Annotated in this window: 9 protein-coding genes, 3 pseudogenes and 1 riboswitch; of the genes and pseudogenes, 5 read left to right on the forward strand and 7 right to left on the reverse strand. The window is 71.4% G+C overall.

The features are described from left to right. Positions 1-366 precede the first annotated feature (366 nt). Positions 367-2691, reverse strand: a complete 2325-nt coding sequence (metE, locus tag AB0F29_RS36810; RefSeq protein WP_361881896.1) for a 5-methyltetrahydropteroyltriglutamate--homocysteine S-methyltransferase — start codon at positions 2689-2691, stop codon at positions 367-369. Between the two features lie 164 nt (positions 2692-2855). After that, a riboswitch (cobalamin riboswitch) is annotated at positions 2856-3071 on the reverse strand. Positions 3072-3393: 322 nt separating this feature from the next. On the opposite strand from metE, the gene AB0F29_RS36815 reads away from it, so the two are divergent. Continuing rightward, positions 3394-3591 carry a hypothetical protein gene (locus AB0F29_RS36815; protein ID WP_018961481.1) on the forward strand — a complete coding sequence of 66 codons (198 nt, stop codon included), beginning with the start codon at positions 3394-3396 and terminating at the stop codon, positions 3589-3591. Between the two features lie 106 nt (positions 3592-3697). Here AB0F29_RS36815 and cobF read toward each other — a convergent pair whose 3' ends face one another. Beyond that, positions 3698-4486: a precorrin-6A synthase (deacetylating) gene (cobF, locus tag AB0F29_RS36820; protein ID WP_361881899.1), complete on the reverse strand. Its 789-nt coding sequence runs from the start codon at positions 4484-4486 to the stop codon at positions 3698-3700. A 111-nt stretch (positions 4487-4597) separates the two neighbouring features. Here cobF and AB0F29_RS36825 point away from each other — a divergent pair, with 111 nt between their 5' ends. After that, a complete protein-coding gene (locus AB0F29_RS36825) occupies positions 4598-5662 on the forward strand; it encodes a biotin/lipoate A/B protein ligase family protein (RefSeq protein ID WP_361881938.1) in 1065 nt (354 codons plus the stop codon). Between the two features lie 52 nt (positions 5663-5714). Here the strand turns inward: AB0F29_RS36825 and AB0F29_RS36830 are convergent, their stop codons facing one another. From AB0F29_RS36830 to AB0F29_RS36840, 3 genes are all read right to left on the reverse strand, one after another. Continuing rightward, complete coding sequence (locus tag AB0F29_RS36830) at positions 5715-7334, reverse strand: molybdopterin-dependent oxidoreductase (protein WP_361881902.1); 1620 nt, start codon at positions 7332-7334, stop codon at positions 5715-5717. Positions 7335-7457: 123 nt separating this feature from the next. Next, a complete protein-coding gene (locus AB0F29_RS36835; RefSeq protein WP_361881905.1) occupies positions 7458-9680 on the reverse strand; it encodes an NADP-dependent isocitrate dehydrogenase in 2223 nt (740 codons plus the stop codon). A gap of 225 nt (positions 9681-9905) precedes the next feature. Further along, the gene (locus AB0F29_RS36840) at positions 9906-11432 is read right to left on the reverse strand and encodes an amidase (protein WP_361881908.1); all 1527 of its coding nucleotides are present in this window, start codon (positions 11430-11432) and stop codon (positions 9906-9908) included. 306 nt (positions 11433-11738) lie between these two features. Between AB0F29_RS36840 and AB0F29_RS36845 the strand changes: the two genes are divergently transcribed. After that, positions 11739-12500, forward strand: coding sequence for a hypothetical protein (locus AB0F29_RS36845; RefSeq protein WP_361881911.1), 762 nt, complete (start codon positions 11739-11741; stop codon positions 12498-12500). A gap of 97 nt (positions 12501-12597) precedes the next feature. Here AB0F29_RS36845 and AB0F29_RS36850 read toward each other — a convergent pair. Further along, positions 12598-12846 (reverse strand): annotated as a pseudogene (locus AB0F29_RS36850) (transposase family protein); the annotation flags it as partial. Between the two features lie 364 nt (positions 12847-13210). Here AB0F29_RS36850 and AB0F29_RS36855 point away from each other — a divergent pair. Both AB0F29_RS36855 and AB0F29_RS36860 read left to right on the forward strand, forming a co-directional pair. Further along, positions 13211-13477 (forward strand): hypothetical protein, encoded by a 267-nt coding sequence (locus AB0F29_RS36855; RefSeq protein ID WP_018961474.1) that lies wholly within the window; start codon positions 13211-13213, stop codon positions 13475-13477. A 173-nt stretch (positions 13478-13650) separates the two neighbouring features. Beyond that, a pseudogene (locus tag AB0F29_RS36860) lies at positions 13651-13876 on the forward strand (IS5/IS1182 family transposase); the annotation flags it as partial. Here the strand turns inward: AB0F29_RS36860 and AB0F29_RS36865 are convergent. Further along, positions 13801-14126 (reverse strand): annotated as a pseudogene (locus tag AB0F29_RS36865) (helix-hairpin-helix domain-containing protein); the annotation flags it as partial. The pseudogenes AB0F29_RS36860 and AB0F29_RS36865 overlap by 76 nt on opposite strands.

The following is a 14126-nucleotide window of genomic DNA, read 5'->3' on the forward strand; positions in this document are numbered from 1 at the left end:
CAACATGGCGAAGCCCTTCGGTCGGAGTGCGCGGCGGGTCGTGCGGGTGTGCCGCCCCGCGCGCGGGGCGGCACCGGTCGAGGAAAGATCCACCACCGGGTATTCGCTGGTTAGGCTAACCTAACTCCGACCGTGCGAAAGAACGCGTTGCCGTCGTACGGGGTGACCCACCGGCGTCCGAACTACCGTTCCCCCGAGCGTAGTCGGGACGGAGCCGACGGCCCATGCCGACGGGAGTGCGGCGGCCCCCGCACGCCTGCGCAGACGCGTCGAGCCGGGGCCTCGGCCGAGGGCGTCCTCTCCGGAGCCGCAGAGGCAGGGCCCGGTGCGGGAGCGGTGGTGACCGCCTCCCGCACCGGGCCCGGATCACGCCGCTTCGGTGGGCAGCTCCGCGCGGATCGCCCGCGCGGCGGCGACCAGGTTCTCCAGGGAGGCCCGGGTCTCGGGCCAGCCGCGGGTCTTCAGGCCGCAGTCCGGGTTCACCCACAGCCGTGTCGCCGGGATGGCCTCAAGCCCCTTGCGCAGCAGGGACGCCGCCTCCTCGGTGCTGGGGATGCGCGGGGAGTGGATGTCGTAGACGCCCGGGCCCGCCTCGCGGGGGTAGCCGTGGGCGGCCAGTTCGCGGGCGACCTGCATATGGGAGCGGGCCGCCTCCAGGCTGATGACGTCGGCGTCGAGGTCGTCGATGGCCTGGACGATGTCGCCGAACTCCGCGTAGCACATGTGGGTGTGGATCTGGGTGTCCGGCCGCACCCCGGAGGTGGCGAGCCGGAAGGACTCCGTCGCCCACTCCAGGTACGCGGCGTGCTCGGCCGCCCGCAGCGGCAGTGTCTCGCGCAGCGCGGGCTCGTCGACCTGAATGACCGAAGTGCCGCCGGACTCCAGGTCGTTCACCTCGTCGCGCAGGGCAAGGGCCACCTGGCGGGCAGTGTCGCCAAGCGGCTGGTCGTCGCGGACGAAGGACCAGGCGAGCATGGTGACCGGGCCGGTGAGCATGCCCTTGACGGGGCGTGCGGTCAGCGACTGCGCGTACGTCGTCCAGCGCACCGTCATCGGCCCGGGGCGCGAGACGTCACCCGCGAGGACCGGCGGCCGGACGTACCGGGTGCCGTAGGACTGCACCCAGCCGTGCTGGGTGGCGAGGTAACCGGTGAGCTGCTCGGCGAAGTACTGGACCATGTCGTTGCGTTCGGGCTCGCCGTGCACCAGGACGTCCAGTCCGGCCTTCTCCTGGAAGGAGAGGACCTCGCGGATCTCGTCCTTGATGCGCTCCTCGTACCCGGCCTCGTCGATCCGCCCCGCCCGCAGGTCGGCGCGCGCCGTGCGCACTTCGGTGGTCTGCGGGAACGAGCCGATGGTGGTCGTCGGCAGCAGCGGCAGCCCGAGGTGGGCGCGTTGGGCGGCAGCGCGTTCCGGGTACGGCTGGGAGCGGCGGCCGTCCGCGTCGGTGACGGCCGCCGTACGGGCGCGGACGGCCGGGTCGCGGGTGAGCGCGGCGTCGGTGCGTGAGGCCAGGTCGGCGCGGTTGGCGGCGAGTTCGGCCGCGATGGTGTCCGTGCCGCCGCCCAGACCACGGGCCAGAACGACGATCTCCTCGGTCTTCTGCTGGGCGAAGGCGAGCCAGCGGGCGATCCCCGGATCGATGCCCTGCTCGGCGTCGGCGTCCAGCGGGACATGGAGGAGGGAGCAGGAGGCGGAGACGTCGACCCGGCCGGCGAGGCCGAGGAGGGTGCCGAGGGTGGCGAGCGACTTCTCGTAGTCGTTGATCCAGATGTTGCGGCCGTTCACGACACCGGCGACCAGGCGCTTGCCGGGCAGTCCGCCGGCCGCCGCGAGGTCGTCGAGGTTCCCCGCGCCGGACTCGGTGAAGTCCAGGGCCAGCCCGTCGACGGGGGCCTTGGCCAGGACCGCCAGCGCTTCGCCGAGCCGCCCGAAGTAGGAGGCGACCAGAAGTCGGGGCCGGTCGGCGTGTCCGCCGAGCTCGCGGTAGGCGCGGGCGGCGGCGTTCAGCTCGGCCGGGGTGCGGTCCTGGACGAGTGCGGGTTCGTCCAGCTGCACCCACGTGGCGCCCGCCGCGCGCAGGTCGGCGAGGACCTCGGCGTACACGGGAAGCAGCCGGTCCAGGAGAGTCAGCGGCTCGAAGTCCGCCGCCACCCCGGGGGCCGCCTTGGCGAGCAGGAGATAGGTGACGGGTCCGACCAGCACCGGCCGGGGCGTCAGACCGAGGGCCAGCGCCTCCTGGAACTCGGCGACCTGCTTGGCGGAGTCGGCGGCGAACGCCGTGTCCGGCCGCAACTCAGGTACCAGGTAGTGGTAGTTGGTGTCGAACCACTTCGTCATCTCCAGCGGGGCGACGTCCTGCGTGCCCCGGGCCATGGCGAAGTAGCCGTCGAGGGCGTCGACGTCGACGGCCTCGCGGTGCCGCTCGGGGACGGCGCCGACCATGACGCTGGTGTCCAGGACATGGTCGTAGTACGAGAAGTCACCGGTCGGCACCTCGTGGACTCCGGCCTCGGCGAGCCGCTGCCAGGTTCCCCGGCGCAGCTCGGCGGCGGTCTTACGGAGGACGTCGGCGTCGACGCGGCCCTTCCAGTAACCCTCGATGGCCTTCTTCAGTTCACGGTTTTGGCCCTGGCGGGGGTAGCCGTACACGGTGGCCTGTGCTGCCGCGGCTGCGGGCTTCGCTGTCACGTGACTCTCCTTCGCGAGCGTGTCTGCGGGACAGACCCCGGGACGGGACGCGGACGCGGAGGGATGACGCATCGGGCGGAGACCGGGACACGTGGAACCGTGTCCGTCCGCCCGGTGGTTACGCCGACCCGCCCACGAGGTCACCGAGATCTCCGCACGCGAACGGTCGCGTGCGGGCAACGGGCAGGTCTTCGGACTCGCGGGCACGTCTGCCGGGGCAGACACCTAATGACCGTCGCTTCCCAGACCCGGCCGGGCCCAGTGCGTATGACGGCGGTCGTTCCCACTCACCGCTGCGGGGCAGTCCCGGATTCCCACCGGGTTCCCTCTTACGACACCCTGCCTGGCGGACAGGGCGAACCAGCTGCGCCGATCAGCCTAAGCGGACGCCCGGCCCGCGCACACCGTTGTTCACACTTCGGATGGTGACGTGAGACACGGGTCGGTGAACTCCCCCGACGCCGGCTCGGACTCCGTCGCGGCGGGACGCCGCGCCACGCCCGTTCCCCGCTCGTTCGGCCGTTCGTCAGCCGCGTGCTGACCACTGGTCAGGTCGGCCGCGTCCACTGGAGGTGACAGTGACACAGATGTAACCGAATGGCGTAGGGACTGCGGAACCACCGAGCGTCACAAGCCGTTCTTCTTCCCACTACACGGCCGCCGACCCGCGGCGAGGCCGACCGAGGAAACGGAATACGCCAGATGAAGAAGACAGTCGGGTGGGCCCAGGACGGCGACGACTGGACGATCACCGTGAACGGCACGCTGTATCGCGCGATCGAACGACCGGCGGACGGCCGGGTGCACGACTACCTGGTGCGGGGCGACGACCTCACCGCCGAATGCCCGAGCCTGGGGCACGGGCTCGGCGTGATCAGGGCGCACGAGACCCGGCGCTGACACCCCCGACACTCCCTGACACCCCTGACGCCCCTGTTGGTCCGACGACGGGGTGCGGAGGCCCTCGCCGCCCGCGCCTCGACGTGGACCCGTCAGTCATCGGCCGTCAGTCGCCGCCCGCGCCGGGCGGTCGGCTCAGCAGGTAGGTGTCCATGATCCAGCCGTGCCGTTCGCGCGCCTCCGCACGCAGCCCGCTGATCCGGCCGGCCACCTCGTCCAGCGGGCCGGAGACCAGGATCTCCTCCGGGGTCCCGATGTAGGCGCCCCAGTGGATCCACCATCCCCTGCCCGTCAGCTGCGTGAAGCTCTCATGTCCGTCGAGCATCACGACGAGGTCGCAGTCCTCGGGGAATCCCTGGGCGAGACGTCGCCCGGGGGTGATGTGGATGGGGCGGCCGACCCGGTTCAGGGTGACGCGGTGCCGGGCGGCGAGGGCGGAGACACTGCTGATGCCGGGGATCACCTCGTGACTGAATTCCACCGTTCCGCGGCCTCGGATGTCGTCGAGGATCGCGAGAGTGCTGTCGTACAAGGACGGGTCGCCCCACACGAGGAAGGCTCCGCACTGCCCCGGTGCGAGCTCCTGGACGATCAGGCGTTCACAGATGTCGGCGCGGCGGTGGCGCCAGTCGTGCACCGCCGAGGTGTAGCGCCCGGCATCCTGCTGGGTGCGGTCCCGCCACGGGTCCTCGGCCTCGACGACGCGGTAGGGGCCGGTGAGGTGTTCGTCGAGGATGTCCCGCCGCAGCCGGGTCAGCGCGTCCTTCTCCTTGCCCTTTCCCAGCACGAGGAAGACGTCGGCCCGGCGCATGGCCTTCACCGCGGCGAGCGTCAGATGGTCGGGGTCGCCGGCGCCCATGCCGATGACGAGGATGTGACGGGGTGCGTCGCTCATGTCGGCCGATCATGCCAGGGGTGGGCGGGATGAACCGGTCCCGCGCATGCGTTGTAGACGTTTGTGCCCGGCTCACAACGGTGGCCGGGACCCTAGGGCGGAGGCATGGCTGTGCACGGTGAGTACAAGGTTCCCGGCGGCAAGCTGGTCGTGGTGGACCTGGAGGTGGCGGGCGGGGCGCTGCGGAACGTCCGCGTCGCCGGGGACTTCTTCCTCGAACCCGACGAGGCGATCCTCGCGATCGACGCGGCCCTGGAGGGCGCCCCGGCCAACACCGACACGGCCGGGCTCGCGGCCCGGATCGAGGCGGCGCTGCCCGATTCCACGGTGATGCTCGGACTGAGCGCGGAGGGCGTCGCCGTCGCCGTACGCCGGGCGCTCGCGCAGGCCACGGAGTGGAGCGACTACGACTGGCAGCTGATCCACGAGGCCCCGCAGTCGCCCGCGCTGCACATGGCGCTCGACGAGGTCATCACCGCCGAGGTCGCGGCGGGGCTGCGGCCGCCGACGCTGCGGGTCTGGGAGTGGGACTCCCCCGCCGTGATCATCGGAAGCTTCCAGTCGCTGCGCAACGAGGTGGACCCGGCGGGCGTCGAGCGGCACGGCGTGAACGTCGTACGCCGGATCTCCGGCGGCGGCGCGATGTTCGCCGAGCCCAGCTCCACCATCACCTACTCGCTGGCCGTCCCGCAGTCCCTGGTCTCCGGGCTGTCGTTCGCCGACAGCTACGCCTATCTGGACGACTGGGTCCTCGAAGCCCTCGCGGACATGGGCATCAAGGCCTGGTACCAGCCGCTCAACGACATCGCCACCGAGGTCGGCAAGATCGCCGGGGCCGCGCAGAAGCGGATGGTCGGGCCGGACGGCGGGCCGGGAGCCGTGCTGCACCACGTGACCATGGCGTACGACATCGACGCCGACAAGATGCTGGAGGTGCTGCGGATCGGCAAGGAGAAGATGTCCGACAAGGGCACCCGGTCCGCGAAGAAGCGCGTCGACCCGCTGCGGCGGCAGACCGGGCTCCCCCGCCAGACCGTCATCGAGCGCATGATCGAGTCGTTCCGCAAGCGCCACGGACTCACCGCGGGCAGCGTGACGGACGCCGAGCTGGCGCGCGCCGAGGAACTCGTACGCACCAAGTTCGGTACGCCGGAGTGGACCGCCCGGGTGCCGTAGGAGGGTGGCGCGGGGTGCCGTGGAAACGTCCGGCCCGGATGCGCCCGAGCGGTCAGTCGACGGTGACCACGACGGAGTGCCAGCCGCTCGCACCGTCAGGGACGGTCTTGGTGCGCTCCTCGGTCTGGAGTTCGCCGGTGCGGTCGGTGGCGCGGACGGTCAGGGTGTGACCACCGGGGGTCGCCTTCCAGGGGTAGGACCACTGACGCCAGGTGTCGACGGTGCCCTGTTCGGCGAGTTGCGCCGGCCGCCAGGGACCGTCGTCCACGCGGATCTCGACCTTCTCGATGCCGCGGTGCTGGGCCCAGGCCACTCCGGCCACCATCACCGTGCCGGCCTCCGGGCGCCCGAAGGGCTTGGGGGTGTCGATCCGGGACTGGGTCTTGATCGGGGCCTCACGCGCCCAGTCGCGCTTCACCCAGTAGGCGTCGTAGTCGTCGAACGTGGTGAGCTCGATGTCCTCGATCCACTTGCAGGCGGAGACGTACCCGTACAGGCCGGGGACGAGCATCCGGACCGGGAACCCGTTGACGAAGGGCAGCGGTTCGCCGTTCATCCCGACGGCGAGCATCGCGTCCCGGCCGTCCATGACGTCCTCGACGGGGGTGCCGAGCGTCATGCCGTCCACCGAGCGGGCGATGATCTGGTCGGCCTCGCCGCCTCGGGACGGCGGCTTGACACCCGCCTCCTTCAGCAGGTCCGCCAGGCGCACGCCGATCCACCTGGCGTGACCGATGTAGGGTCCGCCGACCTCGTTGGAGACACAGCAGAGGGTGATCTCACGTTCGATCAAGGGGCGTTGCAGCAGATCCTGGTAGGTGATCTCCAGGTCCCGCCGTACGCCCTTGCCGTGGACGCGGAGCCGCCAGGAGTCCGCGTCGACCTTGGGAACCACGAGCGCGGTGTCCACCCGGTAGAAGGAGTCGTTCGGGGTGGTGAAGGGGCTGATGCCGCGAACCCGCAGCTGTGCGCCCGCCGGGATCGGCTGCGCGGGCGAGGCCGGCTTCGGCAGTGTCACGGACTCGCGGGACGCTACGGCGTTCTGGCTGCTTCGGCTGTTCAGCGCGCGGCCGACGGCGCCGGCCGCCGCGGACGCGGCGGCCGCGGCGGTGGCGGCGATCACGAAGCCCCGGCGGTCCCAGCCGGCCTCGTGCTCCTGCTCGTCGTCCTGTCCACTCCCCTGCTCCCGCTCCCGACCGGTGGTCCGGTGCGGGCGGGTGAGCCGGCCGATGAGGACGTACAGCAGTACGGCCCCGACGACCGCCCCCAGCAGGGACGGCAGACCGTCCACGAGCCCCGTGGAGTCCGGCCTGCCGACGGCTGCGGCCGCGCCGACCACACCGAAGAGCAGGACGGCGGCGGAGCCGGCCCGCCGGTGCCGCAGCGCAAACAGGCCGACGGATAGGGCGAAGAGGGCGAGCGTGACGACGATGCCGAGTTGCAGGACGAGCTTGTCGTCCTCGCCGAAGTTCCGGATCGCCCAGTCCTTCACCCCGGCGGGCGTCCGGTCGATGGCCGCTCCGCCGACCGCCGTCACGGGGCTCGCCTCGGGCCTGACGGCCGCCGAGACGAGCTCGGCGAAGGCCAGCGAGGCGAATCCGGCGAGCAGTCCGCTCAGGGCGGCGAGGGTGCCGCGGGTCAGGGCGTTCCGGGTGATACTCACGGTCGTCATTCGGAGCCCTGGCCCCGGCGGATTGGTCCTTCACCCGTACGGGCTCCGAACGCGCACCGCCCCGGCGGGCGCGGGGCCTGCCGGGGCGGGGCGGTGAGGCGGACGACTCCGCCTCACTTCAGGTCAGGCGAGGGTCGCGATGGCCTGGTTGAACGTGGCGGACGGGCGCATGATGGCCTCGGCCTTGGCCGGGTCGGGCTGGAAGTAGCCGCCGATCTCGGCCGGGGAGCCCTGCACCGCGATCAGCTCGGCGACGATGGTCTCCTCCTGCTCGGCCAGCGTCTTGGCGAGCGGCGCGAACGCCTCGGCCAGCTTCGCGTCGTCGGTCTGCCGCGCCAGCTCCTGGGCCCAGTACAGGGCCAGGTAGAAGTGGCTGCCGCGGTTGTCGATGCCGCCGAGGCGACGGCTCGGGGACTTGTCCTCGTTGAGGAAGGTGCCCGTCGCCCGGTCCAGGGTGTCGGCGAGGACCTGCGCCCGCGCGTTGTCCGTGGTGGTCGCCAGGTGCTCGAAGCTGACCGCGAGGGCCAGGAACTCGCCCAGGCTGTCCCAGCGCAGGTAGTTCTCCTTGACGAGCTGCTGGACGTGCTTGGGGGCCGAGCCGCCCGCACCGGTCTCGAAGAGGCCGCCGCCGTTCATCAGCGGGACGACGGAGAGCATCTTCGCGCTGGTGCCGAGCTCCAGGATCGGGAAGAGGTCGGTGAGGTAGTCGCGGAGCACGTTGCCGGTGACGGAGATGGTGTCCTCGCCGCGGCGGATGCGCTCCAGGGAGAAGGCCGTGGCCTCGACCGGGGACTTGATGGAGATGTCCAGGCCGTCGGTGTCGTGGTCGGCGAGGTACGTGGTGACCTTGGCGATCAGGTTGGCGTCGTGCGCGCGGGTCTCGTCCAGCCAGAACACGGCCGGGTTGCCGGTGGCGCGGGCACGGGTGACGGCGAGCTTGACCCAGTCCTGGATCGGCAGGTCCTTGGTCTGGCACATCCGGAAGATGTCGCCGGCGCCGACGGCCTGCTCCAGCACCACGGCGCCGTTCGTGTCGACGACGCGCACGGTGCCGGTGGCGGGGATCTCGAAGGTCTTGTCGTGGCTGCCGTACTCCTCGGCCTTCTGCGCCATCAGACCGACGTTGGGCACGGAGCCCATGGTCGACGGGTCGAAGGCGCCGTTGGCGCGGCAGTCGTCGATGACGACCTGGTAGACACCGGCGTAGCTGCTGTCCGGGAGGACGGCGATGGTGTCGGCCTCGTCGCCGTCGGGGCCCCACATGTGACCCGAGGTGCGGATCATGGCGGGCATCGAGGCGTCGACGATGACGTCGCTGGGGACGTGCAGGTTGGTGATGCCCTTGTCGGAGTCGACCATCGCGAGGGCGGGGCCCTCGGCGAGCTCGGCCTCGAAGGACGCCTGGATCTCGGCGCCGACGTCCGGCAGCGAGTCAAGGCCCTTGAGGATGCCGCCCAGGCCGTCGTTCGGGGTGAGGCCCGCCGCGGCGAGCTGGTCGCCGTACTTGGCGAAGGTGTTCGGGAAGAAGGCGCGGACCGCGTGGCCGAAGATGATCGGGTCGGAGACCTTCATCATGGTGGCCTTGAGGTGCACGGAGAACAGCACGCCCTCGGCCTTGGCGCGGGCGACCTGCGCGGTGAAGAACTCGCGCAGCGCGGCGACGCGCATGACGGCCGCGTCGACGACCTCGCCCTTGAGGACGGGTACGGACTCGCGGAGCACAGTGGTGGCGCCGTCGTCACCGTGCAGCTCGATGCGGAGCGAGCCGTCCTCGGCGATGACCGCGGACTTCTCGGTGGAGCGGAAGTCGTCGACGCCCATCGTGGCGACGTTCGTCTTCGAGTCGGCGCTCCAGGCGCCCATGCGGTGCGGGTGGGCCTTGGCGTAGTTCTTGACGGACGCGGGGGCGCGGCGGTCGGAGTTGCCCTCGCGCAGTACCGGGTTCACGGCGCTGCCCTTGACCTTGTCGTAGCGGGCGCGAACGTCCTTGGCCTCGTCGGTCCGCGGGTCGTCCGGGTAGTCCGGAAGCGCGTAGCCCTGCCCCTGGAGCTCGGCGATGGCGGCCTTGAGCTGCGGGATCGACGCCGAGATGTTCGGCAGCTTGATGATGTTCGCGCCGGGCGTCCTGGCCAGCTCGCCGAGCTCGGCGAGAGCGTCATCGATACGCTGCTCGGCCTTGAGGTGCTCCGGGAAACTGGCGATGATCCGGCCCGCGAGGGAGATGTCACGGCGCTCGACCGTGACGCCTGCGGTCGAGGCGTAGGCCTCGACGACGGGCAGGAACGAGTAGGTCGCCAGGGCAGGGGCCTCGTCGGTGTGCGTATAGATGATGGTCGAGTCAGTCACCGGGTGCTCCGCTCCACGTCTGCAACATTGCTTGACATCAAGATATCTCTTCACCGTGCCGGGCTCCACAAGGCCCCCGCACGGCTTCACACACCGTGGGCGCGTCCGTGTCCCGGGGTCGGGCCCTCATCGGTCCGCGACCGGGGCTCCACCAGCCCGCTGATGGGGGCCGCCCGCCCGGCGTGAGGCGCCGGGTCCCCGCGTTACGGGCCGGGGGCCGGCGGGTTACGGGGGTGGGGGCCGGTGTACCGCGTGGGGCGGCGGCCGGTGCTCGTACCAGCGCAGGTCGCCCTCCAGTTGGGCGGCGAGCGCGATGAGCCGCTCCTCGCTGCGGGAGGGGCCCAGGAGCTGGGCGCCGACGGGGAGCCCGGACCGGGTGAAGCCGGCCGGGACGTTCACGCCGGGCCAGCCGAGGACGTTCCACGGCCAGGCGTAGGGGCAGGCGGCCGCCATGGTGAGGTCGGTGCGCCAGGCGCTGAGGCGGTCGAAGGCGCCGATCCGGGGCGGCGGCGCGGCCGTGGTCGGGGTGAGCAGCACATCGAAGCCGGATGCGTCGAAGAGGGCGCCGATCCTGCGGTGCTGGCGCACTTCGCGGGCGCGGGCGGCCCGCACCACCCGCCCGCCCAGCCGTGTCCCGGTCCGCAGGGCGCTGCGGGTGCGCGGGTCGAGCAGGGCCGGTTCGGGGTGGCGGGCGGCGAATTCGGCGATGCCGGCGGTGGCGCGGGGCACGAAGGCGAGGCCGATCAGCCCGTACCGGGGGCGGGCCTCCTCGACGTGGTGGCCGAGCCGGGCGAGGGTCTCGGCGAGCAGCATGACGGCCCGGCGCACCTCCGGGTCCGGTCCGGCGCCGGTGAGCGTGAGCGGGGGACGCCAGGCGAGGGCGATGCGGAGGCGGCCCGGGTCACGGCGGGCGGCGTCGGCGGCGCGCACGGCGGGCGGGCGGTGGAAGTCGTCGGGATGCGCTCCGGCGACGGCGTCCAGGAGCAGCGCCGCGTCGGCGACCGTACGGGCGAGGGTGCCGTTCACGGTGAGCCCCTGGAAGGCGTCGCTGTGCGGGTGGACCGAGATGCGCCCGCGCTGCGGTTTGATGCCGACGAGGTGCGTCCACGCGGCGGGGATCCGCACGGATCCGGCGCCGTCCGAGCCGAGGGCGGCGGGGACGAGTCCGGCGGCGACGGCCGCCGCCGATCCGCCGGAGGAGCCGCCCGGGGTGTGCGCGGTGTTCCAGGGATTGCGGGTGGCGCCGAAGGCGGGGCCTTCGGTGAAGGGCCACTGGCCCAGTTCGCAGGAGTTGGTCTTGCCGACGACGACGGCTCCGGCGGCGCGCAGCCGACGGACCGCCTCGCTGTCGGAGGCGGCCGGGGGGCGCTCTCCGTCGCAGCCGAAATGGGTGGGCAGACCCGCCACATCGGTGTCGTCCTTGACGGCGACCGGCACGCCGAGGAGCGGCAGCCGCTCCCCCGCCGCGAGCCGCCGGTCGGCCTCCGCGGCCTCGGCGAGAGCCGCTTCGGCGCGCAGGTGGCGGAAGGCGTTGAGGGTGGGCTGCGTGGCCTCGATGCGGGCCAGGGCGTCGGCCACGAGTGCGGTGGAGGTGGTGGTGGCGTCGGCGAGCCGGCGGGCGCTCTCCACGAGTCCGGGCCCCGGCCCCGGCGGCGGGACGGGGGCGGTGGGGCGGGGGCCGCGTCCGGGTTCCCGTACGGCCGGACCGGTCTGCTCGGTGGGCTTCGCTTCGGTGGGCTCCGCTGAGGACATGGGCGTGCCGCCTCCCTCGTGGTGCGGGACGACCGGTCGTCCCGGCTGCGCCCACACGTACTTACTGGAGGGTAACGAGAGGAGGCGGCACGCTCAACCGTTCCGTCCGGAACGGGGGTCCGGGTCGTCCGGTGATCGATCCCGGGCGGGATCACCGCAGCTCTGCCCACCCTCCGTAACGGGAAACGCGTTCACGTCTTACGCTCCGTGTGCGCGCCGGGCGGCTCCCCCGCTCGCGGCGTACGCTCGAATGTGCCGGTTCTCATGGAGCGCACCCCCTGACCGGGGCGTTTTCGAGGAGGCGATGTGAGCGCACACCGTTGGGCCGCACGTGCGGCGGCAGGGGCCGCGACCGTTGCCCTCACCCTGACGAGTGGTGTGGTCGCGCAGGCTGACGACGACATCGACTCGCTCGGCGCCGAGGAGATCGCCGACCGCTCGCGCGACGCCCTGCTCGACGTGGACTCCCTGCATCTGAGCGCGCGCGGGAGTCTCGACGGGAGCGGCCCGGACATGAGCCTCGACCTCACCCTGGACCGCGAGGGAAACTGCGCGGGCGGCGTCGACATGGGCGACGACGGCTCGGTCGAGATCGTGAAGCGCGGCGACGACGTCTGGCTGAAGCCGGACGCCGCCTTCTGGAAGAACCATGTGCCGATCGGCGGCTCCACCTTCGACGCGATCCTCGACGGCCGCTATATGAAGGCCGAGGCCGACAACCCCCGGCTGCTGAGCGTGACCGAGGTCTGCGATCTCGACACCTTCCGCGAGCTGATCACGGACAACGCCGACACCGCCGACCGGGGCACCCTGACGAAGGGCGAGAAAACCGAGGTGAACGGTGCGCCCGTCGTTCCGGTGACCCGCGCCGAGGGCAACGAGCGCCTGACGGCCTACGTAGCCGCCGAGGGCACGCCGTACCCGGTGCGGATCACCGTGCGCAACGCCGACGAGAAGGGGACCGTGGACTTCTCCGGATTCGACCGGCCCGTGCCCACGGCCACTCCCTCGGCGGACGAGACGGTGGATGTCACGGCCCTGCTGGGCCGCAGCATCAAACCCGTCTGAGGAACCGTCCAGAGCTACGGATAGAGCTACGGACAGCCCGGCCACCGGTCGGACAGGTCGCTCCGCCGCGGATCGCGTACGCCTTCTTCCGGACGGTCGTCATGGCCTGTTCCAGCGTGGGCGCGAGGGCGGCCAGGAGGTCGACGGCCTCGCGTAGGTAGCGGTGGACGGTGGCGATCCCGATGCGGAAGCCTGCCGCGAGGCGGGCATAAGTGTCGCCGCAGCGCAGGGGAGCCAAGACGAGCAGGGCCTGCCGGCCACAGGTCGGACGACGCCACCGGGAGCCGACGCGGCGGCGGTGACCTGCGAGAAGACCGGAGAGGTGCCGCAGGGTGCGGCTGGGCAGATCGACGCAATGGGGTCTCCCCTGCTCGAGCGGAGCCGAGAGCCTGGGGAAGGGTGGACAAGCACACGAAGCTCCTGGCGGGGTGGTGATCTTGGTCGTGAACCCGTCTACCACGAGCTTCCTTCATGCCCACCGCTGGGCTGCCGACCCAACCACCCGGCAGGCTGGATGAGGTGCACGGAATCGATGGCCCTCAACGCTGACCGCCCCCGGCCTGGCCACTCAGCTACCAGCGAGGCCGGATGAGCTTCCGAGATGCCAGTGAGCAATGGATGCGCCAAACGGAACGATCAGTCATATCCCTCACCCGCAGAGCATGCGCACCCGCTATCACGCACCAACTCGTTGGTGCGATCATCACCACATGAAGATCGATCTGCGTCGCATCAGTGCGGTGGTTGTTCTGCTTGTCGGCATGTCCCTCGCCGTGTGGGCCATCATCGGACCGCCCCAGGACTGGACGGGCAGCATGTGGTGGGCTCGTGCGGGACTGTGTACGGGAGGCCTCGGACTGGTACTCCTCAGCGCGCAGCTGATGTTCCCGATCAACCGCAAGAAGGACAGGGACGCCGACCGGGACCCAACGCCCGCATGGGGATCCCTGGCCGGGCCGCTGGACGACCTCTTCTGAAGGGCCAGGGCGAGAGCGGGCGCTGTACGAGTCTTCACGCGTACCGCGTACGAACCTGGACACGGTAAACGCGAAGGGAGAGGATACTGGTCAGGGCCCGTGGTTGGCGGCGCGGGAGACCTCGACTGACCGCGGCCTGGACCCACGGCGTTCCCGCCGCTCTCGGCGCTGACGACGTCAAGTGCTGGGCTGACAGGGCATACCAGGGCGCGGGACTTGCTGTCCGCGTCCTGATTCGGGGCAAGAACCTGCGCGGCCGGCGCCAACGGCATCCGCAGCCTCGAGGAACGTGCCATGGCCACCCTCAAGTTCTGGCGGCTCCTGCGGAAGCTCCGCTGCTGCACCACCCGGATCACCGCCGTTGTCCGGGTCGTCGTCGCCCTCGGACTCACCACCTGATCAAGAGGGAAAAGGCTCCATGACCTCCTTGATCGCCCTCTGCTCCTCCCAGGCTGTCGCGATCGCCTTCGGGCGTTCGGGGCCGAGGCCGGGGACCTCGACCAGACGCTTCGGCTCCTGCTCGATGATGTCGAGGGTGTCGACGCCGAAGTGGGGGTGATCCGGTCGGCCATCACCGGCCCGATCCCCTTGATCAGCCCGGAGCCGAGATAGCGGCGGATGCCCTGGATGGTGGCGGGCAGCACGGTGG

This window comes from Streptomyces sp. NPDC026589 (genome assembly GCF_040638385.1).
Lineage (GTDB): Bacteria > Actinomycetota > Actinomycetes > Streptomycetales > Streptomycetaceae > Streptomyces.